Annotated in this window: 14 protein-coding genes (1 of these 14 only partly in view); 10 read left to right on the top strand and 4 right to left on the bottom strand. The window is 66.7% G+C overall.

The window, feature by feature from the left end:
- From ilvD to FHT98_RS14425, 3 genes are all read left to right on the top strand, one after another.
- Positions 1 to 693: the end of a dihydroxy-acid dehydratase gene (gene ilvD, locus FHT98_RS14435; RefSeq protein WP_142114449.1), read on the top strand. 1,149 nt of this gene lie to the left of the window's left edge; only the last 693 of its 1,842 coding nucleotides appear in the window; the start codon falls outside the window, past its left edge; it ends in the stop codon at positions 691 to 693.
- Between the two features lie 191 nt (positions 694 to 884).
- Entirely contained in the window at positions 885 to 1,991 is a 1,107-nt protein-coding gene (locus FHT98_RS14430) for an HPP family protein (RefSeq protein ID WP_142114448.1), read from the top strand.
- A 69-nt stretch (positions 1,992 to 2,060) separates the two neighbouring features.
- Positions 2,061 to 2,996 (top strand): hypothetical protein, encoded by a 936-nt coding sequence (locus tag FHT98_RS14425; RefSeq protein ID WP_113586280.1) that lies wholly within the window; start codon positions 2,061 to 2,063, stop codon positions 2,994 to 2,996.
- 59 nt (positions 2,997 to 3,055) lie between these two features.
- On the opposite strand, the gene FHT98_RS14420 is transcribed toward FHT98_RS14425, so the two are convergent.
- Positions 3,056 to 3,538 carry a hypothetical protein gene (locus FHT98_RS14420; RefSeq protein ID WP_061971854.1) on the bottom strand — a complete coding sequence of 161 codons (483 nt, stop codon included), beginning with the start codon at positions 3,536 to 3,538 and terminating at the stop codon, positions 3,056 to 3,058.
- Between the two features lie 235 nt (positions 3,539 to 3,773).
- On the opposite strand from FHT98_RS14420, the gene FHT98_RS14415 reads away from it, so the two are divergent.
- Entirely contained in the window at positions 3,774 to 4,217 is a 444-nt protein-coding gene (locus FHT98_RS14415) for an Lrp/AsnC family transcriptional regulator (RefSeq protein WP_061971852.1), read from the top strand.
- A gap of 181 nt (positions 4,218 to 4,398) precedes the next feature.
- A complete protein-coding gene (locus FHT98_RS14410; RefSeq protein ID WP_113586282.1) occupies positions 4,399 to 5,526 on the top strand; it encodes a saccharopine dehydrogenase family protein in 1,128 nt (375 codons plus the stop codon).
- Positions 5,527 to 5,559: 33 nt separating this feature from the next.
- On the opposite strand, the gene FHT98_RS14405 is transcribed toward FHT98_RS14410, so the two are convergent.
- Positions 5,560 to 6,174: an HAD family hydrolase gene (locus tag FHT98_RS14405; RefSeq protein ID WP_113586283.1), complete on the bottom strand. Its 615-nt coding sequence runs from the start codon at positions 6,172 to 6,174 to the stop codon at positions 5,560 to 5,562.
- Between the two features lie 98 nt (positions 6,175 to 6,272).
- Between FHT98_RS14405 and FHT98_RS14400 the strand changes: the two genes are divergently transcribed.
- A complete protein-coding gene (locus tag FHT98_RS14400; protein WP_142114447.1) occupies positions 6,273 to 7,181 on the top strand; it encodes a protein-methionine-sulfoxide reductase heme-binding subunit MsrQ in 909 nt (302 codons plus the stop codon).
- Between the two features lie 79 nt (positions 7,182 to 7,260).
- Positions 7,261 to 8,991, top strand: coding sequence for an MFS transporter (locus FHT98_RS14395; protein ID WP_082617758.1), 1,731 nt, complete (start codon positions 7,261 to 7,263; stop codon positions 8,989 to 8,991).
- A gap of 10 nt (positions 8,992 to 9,001) precedes the next feature.
- Here FHT98_RS14395 and FHT98_RS14390 read toward each other — a convergent pair whose 3' ends face one another.
- Positions 9,002 to 9,799 (bottom strand): undecaprenyl-diphosphate phosphatase, encoded by a 798-nt coding sequence (locus FHT98_RS14390; RefSeq protein WP_061971844.1) that lies wholly within the window; start codon positions 9,797 to 9,799, stop codon positions 9,002 to 9,004.
- A gap of 257 nt (positions 9,800 to 10,056) precedes the next feature.
- On the opposite strand from FHT98_RS14390, the gene FHT98_RS14385 reads away from it, so the two are divergent.
- Genes FHT98_RS14385 through FHT98_RS14375 form a run of 3 tightly spaced genes read left to right on the top strand, consistent with a single transcriptional unit; the run spans position 10,057 to position 12,748 of the window.
- Positions 10,057 to 10,749 (top strand): glutathione S-transferase family protein, encoded by a 693-nt coding sequence (locus FHT98_RS14385; protein ID WP_061971842.1) that lies wholly within the window; start codon positions 10,057 to 10,059, stop codon positions 10,747 to 10,749.
- On the top strand, positions 10,746 to 11,885 hold the full coding sequence (gene queG / locus FHT98_RS14380; RefSeq protein WP_349236270.1) for a tRNA epoxyqueuosine(34) reductase QueG: 1,140 nt from the start codon (positions 10,746 to 10,748) through the stop codon (positions 11,883 to 11,885). Before FHT98_RS14385 ends, queG begins: the two co-directional genes overlap by 4 nt.
- The gene (locus FHT98_RS14375) at positions 11,882 to 12,748 is read left to right on the top strand and encodes an SDR family oxidoreductase (protein ID WP_142114445.1); all 867 of its coding nucleotides are present in this window, start codon (positions 11,882 to 11,884) and stop codon (positions 12,746 to 12,748) included. The genes queG and FHT98_RS14375 overlap by 4 nt, the downstream gene beginning before the upstream one ends.
- Here FHT98_RS14375 and olsB read toward each other — a convergent pair whose 3' ends face one another.
- Positions 12,749 to 13,702 carry a l-ornithine N(alpha)-acyltransferase gene (gene olsB / locus FHT98_RS14370; RefSeq protein ID WP_185745168.1) on the bottom strand — a complete coding sequence of 318 codons (954 nt, stop codon included), beginning with the start codon at positions 13,700 to 13,702 and terminating at the stop codon, positions 12,749 to 12,751. It abuts the gene before it with no gap.
- Positions 13,703 to 13,746 lie beyond the last annotated feature (44 nt).

Below are 13,746 nucleotides of genomic sequence, written 5' to 3'. Positions count from 1 at the left end.
GGCGTGCCGACGCAGACCGCCTTCAGCCAGGATCGTCGCTTCGCCGAGCTCGACGCCGACCGCGAGAAAGGCGTGATCCGCAGCGCGGAGCATGCCTATTCGAAGGATGGCGGCCTCGCGGTGCTGTTCGGCAATATCGCGCTCGACGGCTGCATCGTGAAGACGGCGGGTGTCGATGCCTCGATCCTCAAGTTCTCCGGGCCGGCCGTGATCTTCGAGAGCCAGGACGCGGCGGTCGAAGGCATCCTCAACCGCAAGGTCAAGGAAGGCGATATCGTGCTGATCCGCTACGAGGGGCCGCGCGGCGGGCCGGGCATGCAGGAAATGCTCTATCCGACGAGCTATCTGAAATCGAAGGGCCTCGGAAAGGCCTGCGCACTGATCACAGACGGACGCTTCTCGGGTGGCTCGTCCGGCCTCTCGATCGGCCATGTCTCGCCGGAAGCGGCAGAAGGCGGCGCGATCGGCCTGGTCGAGAGCGGCGACATCATCGCGATCGACATCCCCAATCGCAGCATCTCGCTCCAAGTTTCCGATGAGGAACTGGCGCGTCGTCGTGCGGCGATGGAGGCCAAGGGCAAGGATGCCTGGAAGCCGGCTGCGCCGCGCAAGCGCAAGGTCACCACTGCGCTGAAGGCCTATGCCGCGACGACGACGAGCGCGGCCAAGGGCGCGGTGCGCGTCGTCGATTGATGATGACCGACCGCCCGGCCAACGCGGCCGGGCGGTCCTCGCTAGATCGAAATTCCCCAATCGCGCGGCTTGAAAAGACGTTTCTGCCTTTTGCATGAAAACAGCCAATCTGACGGCAGATTGACATTGCCCAGACAATCGCGATCCGCCTATTGAGCCTGCACTATATTTGAGCAGCCCAATCGGCCGTCATGAGTTCCGCTTCCCCTCCTTCGCACGCGAGCCGGCGCTCGCATTTCCGGTTCTTCGTGCCGATCCTGGCCGGTGCAACCTGGCGCGACCGGCTGGTCTCCTGCGTCGGCGCGCTCGTCTGCGTCGGCGCGACCGGGCTGATCTGCGGCCTGCTGCTCGGCAATGACCCGCATCTGCCGCTTCTCGTGGCACCGATGGGTGCGTCAGCTCTGCTGCTCTTCGCGATCCCGTCGAGTCCGCTGGCGCAGCCCTGGCCGATCGTCGGCGGCAACACCGTCTCAGCCCTGATCGGCCTCCTCGTCAGCCGCTATGTGCCGGAGCCGGCGGTGGCGGCCGGCTGTGCGGTGGCGCTCGCGATCGCAGCAATGTCGCTTTTGCGCTGCCTGCATCCGCCGGGTGGAGCGGCGGCGCTGACCGCTGCGCTCGGCGGCCCCGCCGTCGCGACCTACGGGCTCGGCTTCGCCTTCGTCCCGGTCGGGCTCAACGCGCTCGTGCTGACCCTGCTCGGCGTGGCGTTCCACCGCTTCTCCAGCCACAGCTATCCGCATCGCCCACCAGCACCGGCGAACACCCACGGCACGAAGGACCCGCCCTCCGGCCAGCGCGTCGGCTTCAACGAGGACGATATCGACGCCGCGCTGAGCGATGTCGGAGAGGCCTTCGACATCGACCGCGAGGATCTCGACCGGCTGCTCCGGCGCGTCGAACTCCACGCGCTGGCGCGCAAGCGCGAGCTGCCGCGCTGCGCCGACATCATGTCCCGCGATCTCGTCCGCGTCGACCAGCACGACGATATCGAGACCGCCCGCCGTTTGCTGCTGGACCATGCCATCCGCACCCTGCCCGTCGTCGATCGCGAGAACCGGCTGCTCGGCACGGTCGGCCTGCGCGAACTCACCCATCCCGGCCTGCGCGTTCGCGACGTGATGTCCCCTGCCGTGATCGCGCGCCCTGACGAGCCGGCCGTCGATCTCATCGCCGCCCTCACCGATGGCAGCCATCACGCCGTCATCGTCGTGGATGACGACGAGCGTCTGGTCGGGCTCGTCAGCCAGAGCGACCTTCTGGCGATGCTGCTGCGACCGCTCCGGCGTGAAGCGGCCTGAAAAAAGCGGGTTTCCCCCGGCTGCCATCCTGCTCTAGCCTTGTGGCGGGATATCAACGGAGGAAACTTGATGCGGGCCGCGATCGTCGCCCTGAGCTGCCTTCTGTCGCTGCCGGCCGCTGCCGCAGGCCCTTTCGGCAAGATCGTCGTCGGCAACTGGTCGGGCGGCACCTTCACCAACGACCAGAGCGGCGCCTTCTCGCATTGCGCCGTCAGCGCCCGCTACAAGAGCGGCGTCACCATGCTGACCTCGGTGACCGCGCAATTCTCCTGGCTGCTCGGCTTCTCGAAGCCCGAATGGAAGCTGAGAACCGGCGAGACGCTGAAGCTACGGCTCGTCTTTGACCGCAGCTCGACCATCGAGGTGACCGCCAACATCAAGTCGCCGACGCTCGTCACGATCGCCATGCCGGCGCAGTCCACCCTGATCAATGCCTTCCGGCAGGGGCGCTATCTCGAGCTGGTGGCCAATGACGCGCGCTATACCTTCGCGCTGACCTCGACCGGCGAGATGCTGCCGGCGTTGGTCGAATGCGTAAAGCAGAGCACCAATGTGCGCGGCCCGGTCTCGCCCGGCGCGCCCGCCCAGGCGCAAACACCCCAGCCGACAGAACAGGAGCGCGCGGCGCGGGCCGAGAAGAAGGCCTTGCTGGAGAAGACCCGCGACCTGATCCGCAGCAAGATGCTGGCCTGCATCGGCCGCGAGGGCGCGCCGATGCTGCTCACGGACGAGAAGGCAGAGGTCGTCGCCAAGGCCGCCATGCTGTTCTGCAAGGGCGATGTCGACGCCCTGACCCATGCCACGATCGAGATCATCGAAACCGAGGACGGCCGGCCGACCAATCGCAATGCCGTGCGCGAGGCCGCGGAAAAGCGGGTCCAGGAGGTGGTGACCGCCCATGTCATCCGCACCCGCGGCGAGATGATCGGCAAGGGGCAGAGGCCCGGCAATCCGGCGCCGAGCCGGCCGGCCGAGCCGGGATCGCGCCCCTCCCAGTCGCTTTAGAAACGCGAAACGCCGCGCCTTCCGGCGCGGCGTTCCCGAAACAGATACCCTGCCGAGGATCAGCCCTTCAGCTTGGTGTTGCACTGGCTCCAGTAGCCGCCGCCCTTCTCGATCCACTTGAGATCGCCATTGGCATTGGCAGCCTTGTTGGCATTGTACTGATCGACGCAGGTCTTGAGACGCGCCTTGCCAGCGGTCTCGCTCGAATATTTCTGCGAAACCGCCTTCGGGAAGATCGCGGCCTTGGCCTTGCCCGCCGGCATCGCCGCGGGCTTGGCAGCCGACCCGGCCGGCATGGCGGAAGCGGCAGGCTTCGCCGGCTCGGCCGGCATGGCAGCGGCTGCCTCGTCGTCAGCGGCGTCGTCGTCGCCGCACTGGGCCTTGCGGAAGTCGTTCCACTTCTGGCCCTTCAGCGTATTGGCCTTCTTGGCGTCCTGATACTTGACGCTGCATTCCTTCATGGTCAGCGCCGAGGCGGGCGCCACGGAGAAGGAAACGAGCGCGAAGGCCGATGCGGATGCGAGAATGAGAGTCCTGAACATGGCGTTCTCCATGGCAAAGCGTGCTGCCGCCGGTCGGCATGCCACTCCGATTTGCGCCCCGAAGCAAGTCCCCTCCGGCGCGCGAACAATGCTTCGGACCACAAGATGTTCCTTTTCGGGCGAATTCCCGCTCAGTAGTCCCTGAGACGCTCGCGGATGGCGAAACACGCCGGCCCCTTGCAGGGCATCACTATTTCCCTGCTATATGACGGCCCGCCAAACCCCTGGAGACGACATGGCACGGCCGTCAGACGCCGCGAAGGACCGCGAGCTTATCCGCATCCTCACCGAGAATGCCCGCTTGCCGCTGTCCGAGATCGCCAAGCAGCTCGGCGTCTCCCGGGCGACGGCGCAAGGGCGCCTCAGCCGGCTCGAACGCGACGGAGTGATCGCCGGCTACACCACGATCCTCGGCAAGGCGAGCCGGCCTGCGACGACGATCGCGGCCCTGATCCTGATCGAGCTGGAGATGAAACAGCAGGGCGGCGTGGTCGCTGCGCTGAAAAAACGACCGGAAATCGTGCAATGCCACACGTTGAGCGGTCATTTCGACCTCAGCGTCAAGATCGAATGCGAGACCTCCAGCGACCTCGACACGATCATCGACTGGATCGCCGAGATGGAAGGCGTGCGCCGGACGACATCCTCGGTGATTCTAGCCCGCAAGTTCGAACGCTGAGGGCGAGGCGGCCGGCGGCTTCCGGCGTTTCCCATCGTCTTGGTTCATTACCCATCGAACTGAAACACCATAACGCGCTCCTCCGACGATCCGCCCGTTAAAGCCGGCACGGCTCGCGGCGATGCTCCGTATCGAGGGGAAGGCTCCTGGCCGACCCGACACTCAACCAGGAGATCGCGACATGACCATCCAGAAGCGCATTGCCGTGCTCGGCGCCGGCCAGATCGGCGTCATCATCGCCGGCATGCTGGCCGAGCAAGGCCATCAGGTGACGCTGGCCGACGCCTCCGCCGCGCAGCTCAAGCACGCCTCTGGCGGCCGTTTCGCCACCGAGACCGTCGATGCTTCCAATCTCGACGCGCTTCGCGTCTTCCTGAAAGACCGCGACATCGTCGTTAGCGCCTGCCCGTACTTCCTGAACAAGGGCATCGCCAAGGTCGCGGCCGAGACCAAGACCCATTATTTCGACCTGACCGAGGACGTCGCCACCACTTCCTACATCAAGGAACTCGGTGAGACCTCGGATGTCGCGCTGGTGCCGCAATGCGGCCTGGCTCCCGGCTTCATCTGCATCCTCGGCGCCGACATGGCCGCGCGCTTCGAGAATGTCCGCGCCATCAAGATGCGCGTCGGCGCGCTGCCTCTCTATCCGACCAATGCGCTGCGCTACAACGTGACCTGGTCGGTCGACGGCCTGATCAACGAATACTGCAACCCTTGCGAGATCGTCTTCGACGGCCAGCCGACCCTGGTGCCGGCGCTCGAAGGCATCGAGAGCGTGATGATCGACGGCGTCGCCTACGAGGCCTTCAACACCTCGGGCGGCCTCGGCACGCTGACCGAGACGCTCGCCGGCAAGGTCCGTAACATGAGCTACAAGACGCTGCGCTATCCCGGCCATGCCGAGATCATGAAGCTCCTGCTGCGCGACCTCGACCTCGCCGACGATCGCGAGACCCTGCGCCGCATCCTCACGCACTCCGCGCCCTTCACCCGCAAGGACGTGGTCGTGATCTTCGTGACCGGCGTCGGCGAGCGCAACGGCCGCCTCGAGGAGGAGAGCGTCGTGCTGCGCTATGACGGCAATGACGAGCTCGGCGCGATCCAGCTCACCACCGCCGCCGGCTGCGTCGCCATGGTCGAGCTTTTCCTCGCCGGCAAGCTGCCCGCCAAGGGCTTCGTGCGCCAGGAAGACGCCGTCCTCGCCGATTTCCTCGCGACCAAGGCCGGCGCCCGGCTGGTCGGCGAAGCGCGCGGTGTCGACGCGGCCGGCCTGGTGCCGACCGTCGCGATCAAGAGCGCGGCCTGAGCGACTGCTCGCTCACAAGTCAGGCTCTGCCCGTCAGAGCCTGACGCCCAGACCGCGCAGTTCGGCGCGCAGGTCGATGGGCTCGACGAAATGGATGGCCCGCATGCCGATATCGCGGGCCCCCACCACGTTCTTCTCGCTGTCGTCGACGAAGATGCAGTCCGCGGCCTTCAGGCCGTAGCGATCGAGCAGCACCTCGTAGATCGCCCGCTCCGGCTTCAGCATCCGCTCATGGGCGGAGACGACGACGCCGTCGAAGCTCTGCAGGAACGGGAAGCGGATCAGGCATTCCGCCCATTTCTCGCGCGAGAAGTTGGTGATGGCATAAACCTTCTCGCCCTGCCCCTTCAGCTCCTCCAGCACCGCGACGCTGTCGGCGATGGCATGGGGCACGCTGTCGTGCCAGCTCTCGTCGAAGGCGCGAATCTCGCGCTCCCATTCGGGATGCTGCTTCACCAGCAACGCGACGCCCTCCTCCCAGGAGCGGCCGCGGTCCTGCTCCAGATTCCAGTCGCCGGTGCAGATGTTCTGCATGAACCAGTCGAGCCGCTCGGTCTGGGGGATGAGCGCGCGATAGATCAGCCGCGCATCCCAGCGCAGCAGGACATTGCCGACATCGAAGACGACGGTGGGAGTGCTGGAAGCCATGGCCAAACCCGGTTGAAAGGGCCGGCAGGACAAACCATTCACGCGCTTGTGTCCAGACGTGCAGGACAGCAGCCGACCCCATCGTTTATGCCGGGGTCATGAGCACCCGCACCACGAATGCCGCCTTGCGAACCTGGCTGCCCTGGGCCGACCGGCAGGGCCGGTTCTCCAGCCTGCGGGCTGCGGCCTTCGCGCTGCTCCTCGTGCCGGCACTCATGCTGCTCTACGCCGCCTGGATGCACCAGCTCGGCTCCAAGCCCTGGACGCAGGCGATCCACCAGATCGGGACCTGGACGGTCAGGATCCTCATCGCCACGCTGGCGGTCTCGCCGTTCCGGCGCCTGTTCGACTGGGGCAAGCTGATCGGCATCCGTCGTATGCTCGGCCTTGGCGTGATGGCCTATGCGCTCGGCCATCTCGCGCTCTACTGCATCGACATGGCCTTCGACTGGGGGCTGATCGTCTCCGAGATCGTCAAGCGCTTCTACCTGACCATCGGCTTCGTCGCGCTCATCGGCCTCGTCGCGCAGGGCGTGACCTCGACCGACGGCATGATCCGCCGGCTCGGCAAGAACTGGCAGCGCCTGCATAACCTCGTCTACCCCATCGCAATGCTGGCGCTGCTGCATTTCGCGCTGCAATCGAAGATCGACGTCACCGAACCCGTGCTGATGAGCGGGCTGTTCCTGCTGCTCATGTTCTATCGCGGCCTCTATCGCTGGAAGCTGCCGGTCTCGGTGCCGGTACTCGCAGGCGTGTCACTGCTCGCGGGGCTGCTCACTGCCGGGCTGGAAGCGGGCTGGTATGCGGCGACCTCCGGGGTCTCGGCCTGGCTGGTCTTCCAGGCCAATGCCGACATCCTGACCTATCAGGACTATGCCTCGATCCGGCCGGCGCATTGGGTCGTGCTCGCGGGCCTCGCGGTTGCCCTCGGCCATGGCTTGCGTGCTCGAAAAGCCCGCCCGCCGCGGCAGGCTCGTCAGAGCGCGCCCGCTCCGGCGGCGTGAGAGAAAAACTTTCCAAGTTTCGACATCTTCCAGATGGAAAGGGTTTCCCCCTCCAGCACTCATGCTCTAACCCTGTGACATGCCTGACGACCCGCACGCCCAGCCCACGGCCGATGTCGTAGAAGCCGAGCTCGCCTCGGAGGGCATCAAGCCTACCCAGGCGCGGGTCTCGCCCTTCGTCCCGCTGCAGCAGCCGATCTTCCGCGCCGTCTGGTTCGCCAGCCTGGTCTCGAATTTCGGCGGCTTGGTCCAGGCGGTCGGCGCGTCGTGGATGATGGCCTCGATCTCGCCCTCGGCCGAGCTCGTGGCGCTGGTCCAGGCCTCGACGACCTTGCCGGTGATGCTGTTCTCGCTGGCGGCCGGGGCCATCGCCGACAATTACGACCGACGCAAGATCCTGCTGACCGCGCAGGTCTTCATGCTGACGGTCTCGATCGGGCTCGCGGTCTGCGCCTGGTTCGGCCTGATCACACCCTGGCTGCTGCTGACCTTCACCTTCCTGATCGGCTGCGGGACGGCGCTGAACAACCCGGCCTGGCAATCCTCGGTCGGCGACATGGTCCCGCGCCGCGACGTGCCGGCCGCGGTGACGCTCAACAGCGTCGCCTTCAACATCGCCCGCAGCGTAGGTCCCGCGATCGGCGGCGCGATCGTTGCGGCGGCCGGTGCGGTGGCCGCCTTCATCATCAACGCCTTCAGCTATATCCCGCTCTTGATCGTGCTGGCGCGCTGGTCACCGCCGAAGGTCGAGCGCCTGCTACCGCGCGAGACATTGTTCATCGCGATGAGCGCCGGCATCCGCTATGTCGCGATGTCCCCGAATATCCGGACCGTCACGCTGCGCGCCTTCGTCTACGGCTTCGGCGCCATCGTCGGTCTGGCGCTGCTGCCATTGATCGCGCGCGATCTCGTGCGCGGCGGCCCGCTGACCTATGGCGTGCTGCTCGGCGCCTTCGGTGCCGGCGCGGTGGCCGGCGCCTTCATGAGCGCACGCCTGCGGCGGTCGATGAGCACGGAAGCGCTCGTCCGCTCGACCTTCGTCGCCTATGCCTGCGGCGTCACGCTGATCGCCTTCAGCAAGACGATCTGGCTGGCGATGGCGGGCCTGTGCGTCTGCGGCGCGTGCTGGGTTCTGGCGCTCTCGACCTTCAACGCCACGGTGCAGCTCTCGGCGCCGCGCTGGGTCGTCGGCCGGGCGCTGGCGATGTACCAGATGGCGACCTTCGGCGGGATGGCGATGGGCAGCTGGGCCTGGGGCCGCTCGGCGCTGCATTTCGGCGTCGAGAAGGCCCTGCTGATGTCGGCGGCCACCCTTCTGATCGGAGCGGCGCTCGGCCTGCGCTACCGGCTGCCGCCGCTCGAGGAGCTCAATCTCGACCCGCTCAGCCGCTGGCGCGAGCCCAAGGTCGCGGTCGATATCGAGCCGCGCTCCGGCCCGGTCATCGTCACCATCGAATACATCATCAAGCCCGAGGACGTCGTCGCCTTCCTGACCACGATGGCGGAGCGCCGGCGCATCCGGCGCCGCGACGGTGCAAGGCACTGGACCCTGCTGCGCGACCTGACCGATCCGACGCTGTGGATCGAGCGCTATGACAGCCCGACCTGGGTCGAATATGTCCGGCAGAACCAGCGCGTCACCCAGGCCGATGCCGAGATCGGCGAGCAGGTCCGCGCGCTGCATAGCGGCCCGAACCCGCCGGTGGTCCACCGCATGATCGAGCGGCAGACGGCCTCGCTGCCGCAATTTGCGGCGAGCCGGACGCCGACGCTGGCGGATTCGCTCAACGACCCGGCGCGGCCGGCTTAAACGACAGGTCTCATCCGACGATCCAGAGGCCGGCGAGGCCGACCATGCCGACGATGATCCGCCACCAGGCGAAGGGCGCGAAGCCGCGCTTCGAGACGAAATCGAGGAAGCTGCGCACCACGACCAGCGCCGAGATGAAGGCGGCGACGAAGCCGACGCCGATCATGACGCCGTCGTCGAAGGTCAGGAACTTGTAGCTCTTGAGCAGGTCATAGGCGAAGGCGCCGGCCATGGTCGGCATCGCCAGGAAGAAGGAAAACTCGGCCGCCGCGCGCTTGCTGGCGCCGAGCAGCATCGCACCGACGATGGTCGAGCCCGAGCGCGAGACGCCGGGCACCATCGCCAGGCACTGGATCAGGCCGATCTTGAAATACATCGGCAGCGGGAAGGTGGTGGCGTCGGTGTGCTTCTCCTGCAATTCCAACTCGTCGACGACGAGCAGGATCAGGCCGCCGGCGATCAGCGTGCAGCAGACGATGAAGGGGTTGAACAGCACTCCCTTGATGAAGCCGTGCAGCAATGCACCGATCACCGCCGCCGGCAGGAAGGCGATGAGCACGCCGATGACGAAGCGGCGGGCCGAGGGGTCGCTGGGAATGCGCAAGGCGATATCGAGCAGGCGGCGGAAATAGACCAGCGTGATCGCCAGGATCGCGCCGAGCTGGACCAGAACCTCGAAGGTCTTGCCGTTGGATTCGAAGCCGAGGAAATGGCCGATCAGGAGCAGATGCCCGGTCGAGGAGACCGGCAGGAACTCGGTCAGGCCCTCGACGATGCCGAGAACGAAGGCTTCGATCAGGTTGTGCATGGAAGGCTTTCCTCGCGCGAATCAGGCGGCACGGACGTTCGTCTGCACCAGCCTTCCGCCGGCTTACGCCCAGCTCTTTGCAAATTGGTTACCACTTCGCGAAGCAGCACCGGCAAATTGCGGGCTTCGGCATCGCCGCGGGTTGTGGCGGTTTTCCGGCGTGATTATAGCAAGCCGCCGTCGCCTATCGGGTCGCTGCAAGCCCGGCGGCCCTGCTTCCGTCGCATTTCACCTGCTTCACAGTGCTCATGAGTGCCATGGCGACCCTGTATCATTACCCGCTATGCCCGCATTCGCGTTTCATCCGCCTCGCGCTCAGCGAGTTCGGCATGGAGGCCGAGCTGGTCGAGGAACGCGTCTGGGAGCGCCGACGGGAGTTCATCGAGCTCAATACCGCGGGCACGACGCCCGTCTTCCAGGAGCAGAATGGCCTCACCGTTCCCGGCGCCGGGCCGATCGCGGAATATCTCGACGAGACGCGGGGCCTGGCGCTGGGCGACCGCCGCCTGCTGCCTGAAGGGCCGGGCGAGCGCATCGAGGTGCGCCGCCTGCTCGACTGGTTCAACCTCAAGTTCCACGAGGAAATCACCGGCCCGCTCGTGCTGGAAAAGGTGATGAAGCGCTTCATGAGCCGCGACGATGGCGGCGGCTCGCCCGATATGAGCACGATCCGCGCGGCGCGCGCCAATGTGCGCTATCATCTGCGCTATATCTCCTGGCTGCTGGCCAAGAGGAACTGGCTCGCGGGCGCCCAGATGAGCTATGCCGATCTCGCGGCAGCGGCGCATCTGTCCTGCGTCGACTATCTCGGCGACGTGCCCTGGGAAGAGGATGAGGCGGCTCGCGCATGGTATGCGAGGATCAAGTCGAGACCGAGCTTCCGGCCGCTGCTGAGCGACCGCATACCCGGCATGGCTCCGAGCGCCCATTACGACAATCTGGATTTTTGAACGCAGAGAAGCTCAAGCGCGCCGTCGCCGAGCGCGCGCGCGACGAAGGCTTCGCGGTGATGCGCGTCGCCGGGGCCGATGCGATCCCGCAGGCGCCGGGCCGGCTCGAAGCCTGGCTCGCCAAAGGTTACCAGGGCGAGATGGGCTGGATGGCGGAGCGCCAGGCGCAGCGCGCCGATCCGCGCGAACTCTGGAGCGAGGTTCGCTCCGTCGTGATGCTCGGCATGAACTATGCCGGCGAAGGCGATCCGCTCGCCATGCTCGCGCAAACCGACAAGGCGGCGATCTCGCTCTATGCGAGACGGCGCGACTATCACGACGTCATCAAGGGCAAGCTGAAGAGCGTCGCCGGCCTGCTCGCCGCGCGCGGCGGCGCCGACGTCAAGGTCTTCGTCGATACAGCCCCGGTCATGGAAAAGCCGCTGGCGCAGGCGGCAGGGCTCGGCTGGCAGGGCAAGCACACCGTGCTGGTCTCGCGCGAGCATGGTTCCTGGCTCCTGCTAGGCGCGATCTACACCACCGCCGAACTGCCGGCCGATCCGGCCGAACGCGACCATTGCGGCTCCTGCCGGCGCTGCCTCGACATCTGCCCGACCGATGCCTTTCCGGCGCCCTACCAGCTCGACGCCCGCCGCTGCATCGCCTATCTCACCATCGAACATGCAGGCCATATCGACGCCGCCTTGCGGCCCGGCATCGGCAATCGCGTCTTCGGCTGCGACGACTGCCTCGCCGTCTGCCCCTGGAACAAGTTCGCCGCGGCGGCGCAGGAAACGCGGCTCGCGCTCAAGGACGAGCTCGACGGGCTCGACCTCGCCGCGCTTGCCCGCCTCGACGATCCCGCCTTCCGCACGCTCTTCGCGGGCACGCCGGTGAAGCGTACCGGGCGTGACCGCTTCCTGCGGAATGTGCTGATCGCGATCGGCAACAGTGGCCGGCCTGAGCTGATCGAGAGCGCCCTGCCCCATCTCGCCGATCCCTCACCGCTCGTCCGCGCCATGGCTGTCTGGGCGCTGGGACGGCTCGATGTCGCGCGCGCCACAGGGCTCGCCACAGCAGGGCTCGACAACGAAACTGACCCGCAGGTGCGCGCCGAATGGCTCGCGCTCACGCCCCGGACGGAAAACGCCGCATGAATATCCTGATCCTCGGCCTCGGCTATTCCGCCGGGTTCTTCGCGCGCGCCGCGCTGGCGCGGGGCTGGGAGGTGACGGGCACTGTCCGCTCCGCCGAGAGGGCGGCCGAGCTCAGCCGCGAGGGCATCCGGACGCTGGTCTTTGGCGGCTTCGCGGTCTCGTCGGCGCTCGCCAAGGCGGTGGCGGAGGCCGATGCGGTGCTGGTCTCGGTGCAGCCGGCGGAGGATGGCGACCCGGCGCTCGGCCCCTTGCGCGCAATTCTCGCCGCAGCGCCAAAACTAGGCTGGATCGGCTATCTCTCGACGATCGGCGTCTATGGCGACCAGGGCGGCGAATGGATCGACGAAGCCACGCCGCCGGCGCCGACCAATGCCCGTACCCGCCAGCGCGTCGCGATCGAGGAGGCCTGGCTGCAGCTCGGACGCGACAGCGGCAAGCCGGTGCAGATCTTCCGCCTGTCGGGAATCTACGGGCCGGGCCGCAACGCCATCGTCAAGCTGCGCGAGGGCAAGGCGACGCGCTTGATCAAGCCGGGGCAGGTGTTCAACCGCATCCATGTCGACGACATCGCCGGGGTGCTGATGACCTCGCTGGCGCAGCCGCGCCAGGGCGCGATCTACAACGTCACCGACGACGAGCCCGGCCCGCCGCAGGACGTCATCACCTTCGCGGCCGAGCTGACAGGCCTTGAGCCACCGCCCGAAATCCCGTTCGAGCAGGCAAAACTCTCGCCGATGGCGGCGAGCTTCTATGGCGAGAGCAAGCGCGTCTCGAATGCGCTGGTGAAGCGGGAACTGGGCTATGCCTTCCGCTACCCGACCTATCGCGAAGCGCTGCGCGCCCTCGCCGAAGCCGGCGAATAGTCAGGCAGCGCGGCGCGGCGTCTCACCGCCGTAATAGTCGGCATAACGCTTGTCGATGGCCGAGACCGGCAGCACGACGAGCACGTCGGTCGTGCCGAACTGGTGGTCGATGACGGCGCCGGTGCCGAAGCGCGCGCCGATGCGCAGATAGCCTTTGATCAGGGGCGGCAGCTGCTTGAGGGCGAGCTTGGCGTCGACCATCTCCGGCGGCAGGCGATCCATGCCGACGAAATGCTCGGCATGCGCGATCGCGGCCCAGTCGCCTTCCGAGCGGGCCTGATGATGCAGAAAGCTCAAGGGCAGCGCCAGCGCATCGGGATCGGTGCCGTCGAAGGAGGCGCAGCCGAACATCGCGTCGATGCGGTGATGCTGGAGATAGGCCCAGATACCGGACCAGAGCAGCTCCACCGTCCGCTTGGTACGATAGGGCTTCAGGACGCAGGAGCGGCCGAGCTCGAGGAAGCGCTGGCCGGGATGGCGCGCCAGCATCGGGCCGAGATCGAATTCGCCTTGCGTATAGAATCCGCCAAGCCGCTCGGCCGCGCTCTGGCGCATCAAACGGTAGGTGCCGACCACCTTGGGCTTGATGCCGCCGAAGCGGCCGCGCACAGCATGATCGATGACGAGAAGATGGTCGCAGGCCTTGTCGAAGCGATCGGCATCACGGCGGAACATGCGGGAGACGACATCGGGCTTGGCCGACATCTCCTGATAGAAGACGCGATAGCGCAGGCGCTGCGCCCGCCAGATCTCGCGCGGGCCACGGGCCAGCCGCACTTCGAGCGAGCCGATCCGGCCCAACGTGCCCGATAGCGGCGTTTCATCGATCTCGGCGCCTGACCGGCGCATGGCTCCACCCTTCATCAATATCAACGGGGCGAAGCGCGAGAACGGATTGCCGGCTGAAAATCGGCTGGGCAGCGCGTTCTTGCTTCCAGAAACGTGCAATGCCATCGCTTCTCTCATCTCCTGCCGCTACCGGCATGAGGTAGGCTTGC

The sequence above is a fragment of the Allobosea sp. AK1 genome (assembly GCF_006714945.1).
GTDB lineage: Bacteria > Pseudomonadota > Alphaproteobacteria > Rhizobiales > Beijerinckiaceae > Allobosea > Allobosea robiniae.
The sequence above is the reverse complement of the archived record's forward strand: the minus strand, read 5'-3'. Positions and strand labels throughout refer to the sequence as shown.

What these genes read in the sequence shown, in the direction of transcription:
- FHT98_RS14405 (WP_113586283.1), bottom strand. Translation starts at nt 6,174, where the DNA reads ATGGCTTCCAGCACTCCCACCGTCGTCTTCGATGTCGGCAATGTCCTG.
- FHT98_RS14385 (WP_061971842.1), top strand. Translation starts at nt 10,057, where the DNA reads ATGGCGACCCTGTATCATTACCCGCTATGCCCGCATTCGCGTTTCATC.
- FHT98_RS14400 (WP_142114447.1), top strand. Translation starts at nt 6,273, where the DNA reads ATGAGCACCCGCACCACGAATGCCGCCTTGCGAACCTGGCTGCCCTGG.
- FHT98_RS14395 (WP_082617758.1), top strand. Translation starts at nt 7,261, where the DNA reads ATGCCTGACGACCCGCACGCCCAGCCCACGGCCGATGTCGTAGAAGCC.
- FHT98_RS14415 (WP_061971852.1), top strand. Translation starts at nt 3,774, where the DNA reads ATGGCACGGCCGTCAGACGCCGCGAAGGACCGCGAGCTTATCCGCATC.
- olsB (WP_185745168.1), bottom strand. Translation starts at nt 13,702, where the DNA reads ATGGCATTGCACGTTTCTGGAAGCAAGAACGCGCTGCCCAGCCGATTT.
- FHT98_RS14375 (WP_142114445.1), top strand. Translation starts at nt 11,882, where the DNA reads ATGAATATCCTGATCCTCGGCCTCGGCTATTCCGCCGGGTTCTTCGCG.
- FHT98_RS14430 (WP_142114448.1), top strand. Translation starts at nt 885, where the DNA reads ATGAGTTCCGCTTCCCCTCCTTCGCACGCGAGCCGGCGCTCGCATTTC.
- FHT98_RS14390 (WP_061971844.1), bottom strand. Translation starts at nt 9,799, where the DNA reads ATGCACAACCTGATCGAAGCCTTCGTTCTCGGCATCGTCGAGGGCCTG.
- FHT98_RS14410 (WP_113586282.1), top strand. Translation starts at nt 4,399, where the DNA reads ATGACCATCCAGAAGCGCATTGCCGTGCTCGGCGCCGGCCAGATCGGC.
- FHT98_RS14425 (WP_113586280.1), top strand. Translation starts at nt 2,061, where the DNA reads ATGCGGGCCGCGATCGTCGCCCTGAGCTGCCTTCTGTCGCTGCCGGCC.
- FHT98_RS14420 (WP_061971854.1), bottom strand. Translation starts at nt 3,538, where the DNA reads ATGTTCAGGACTCTCATTCTCGCATCCGCATCGGCCTTCGCGCTCGTT.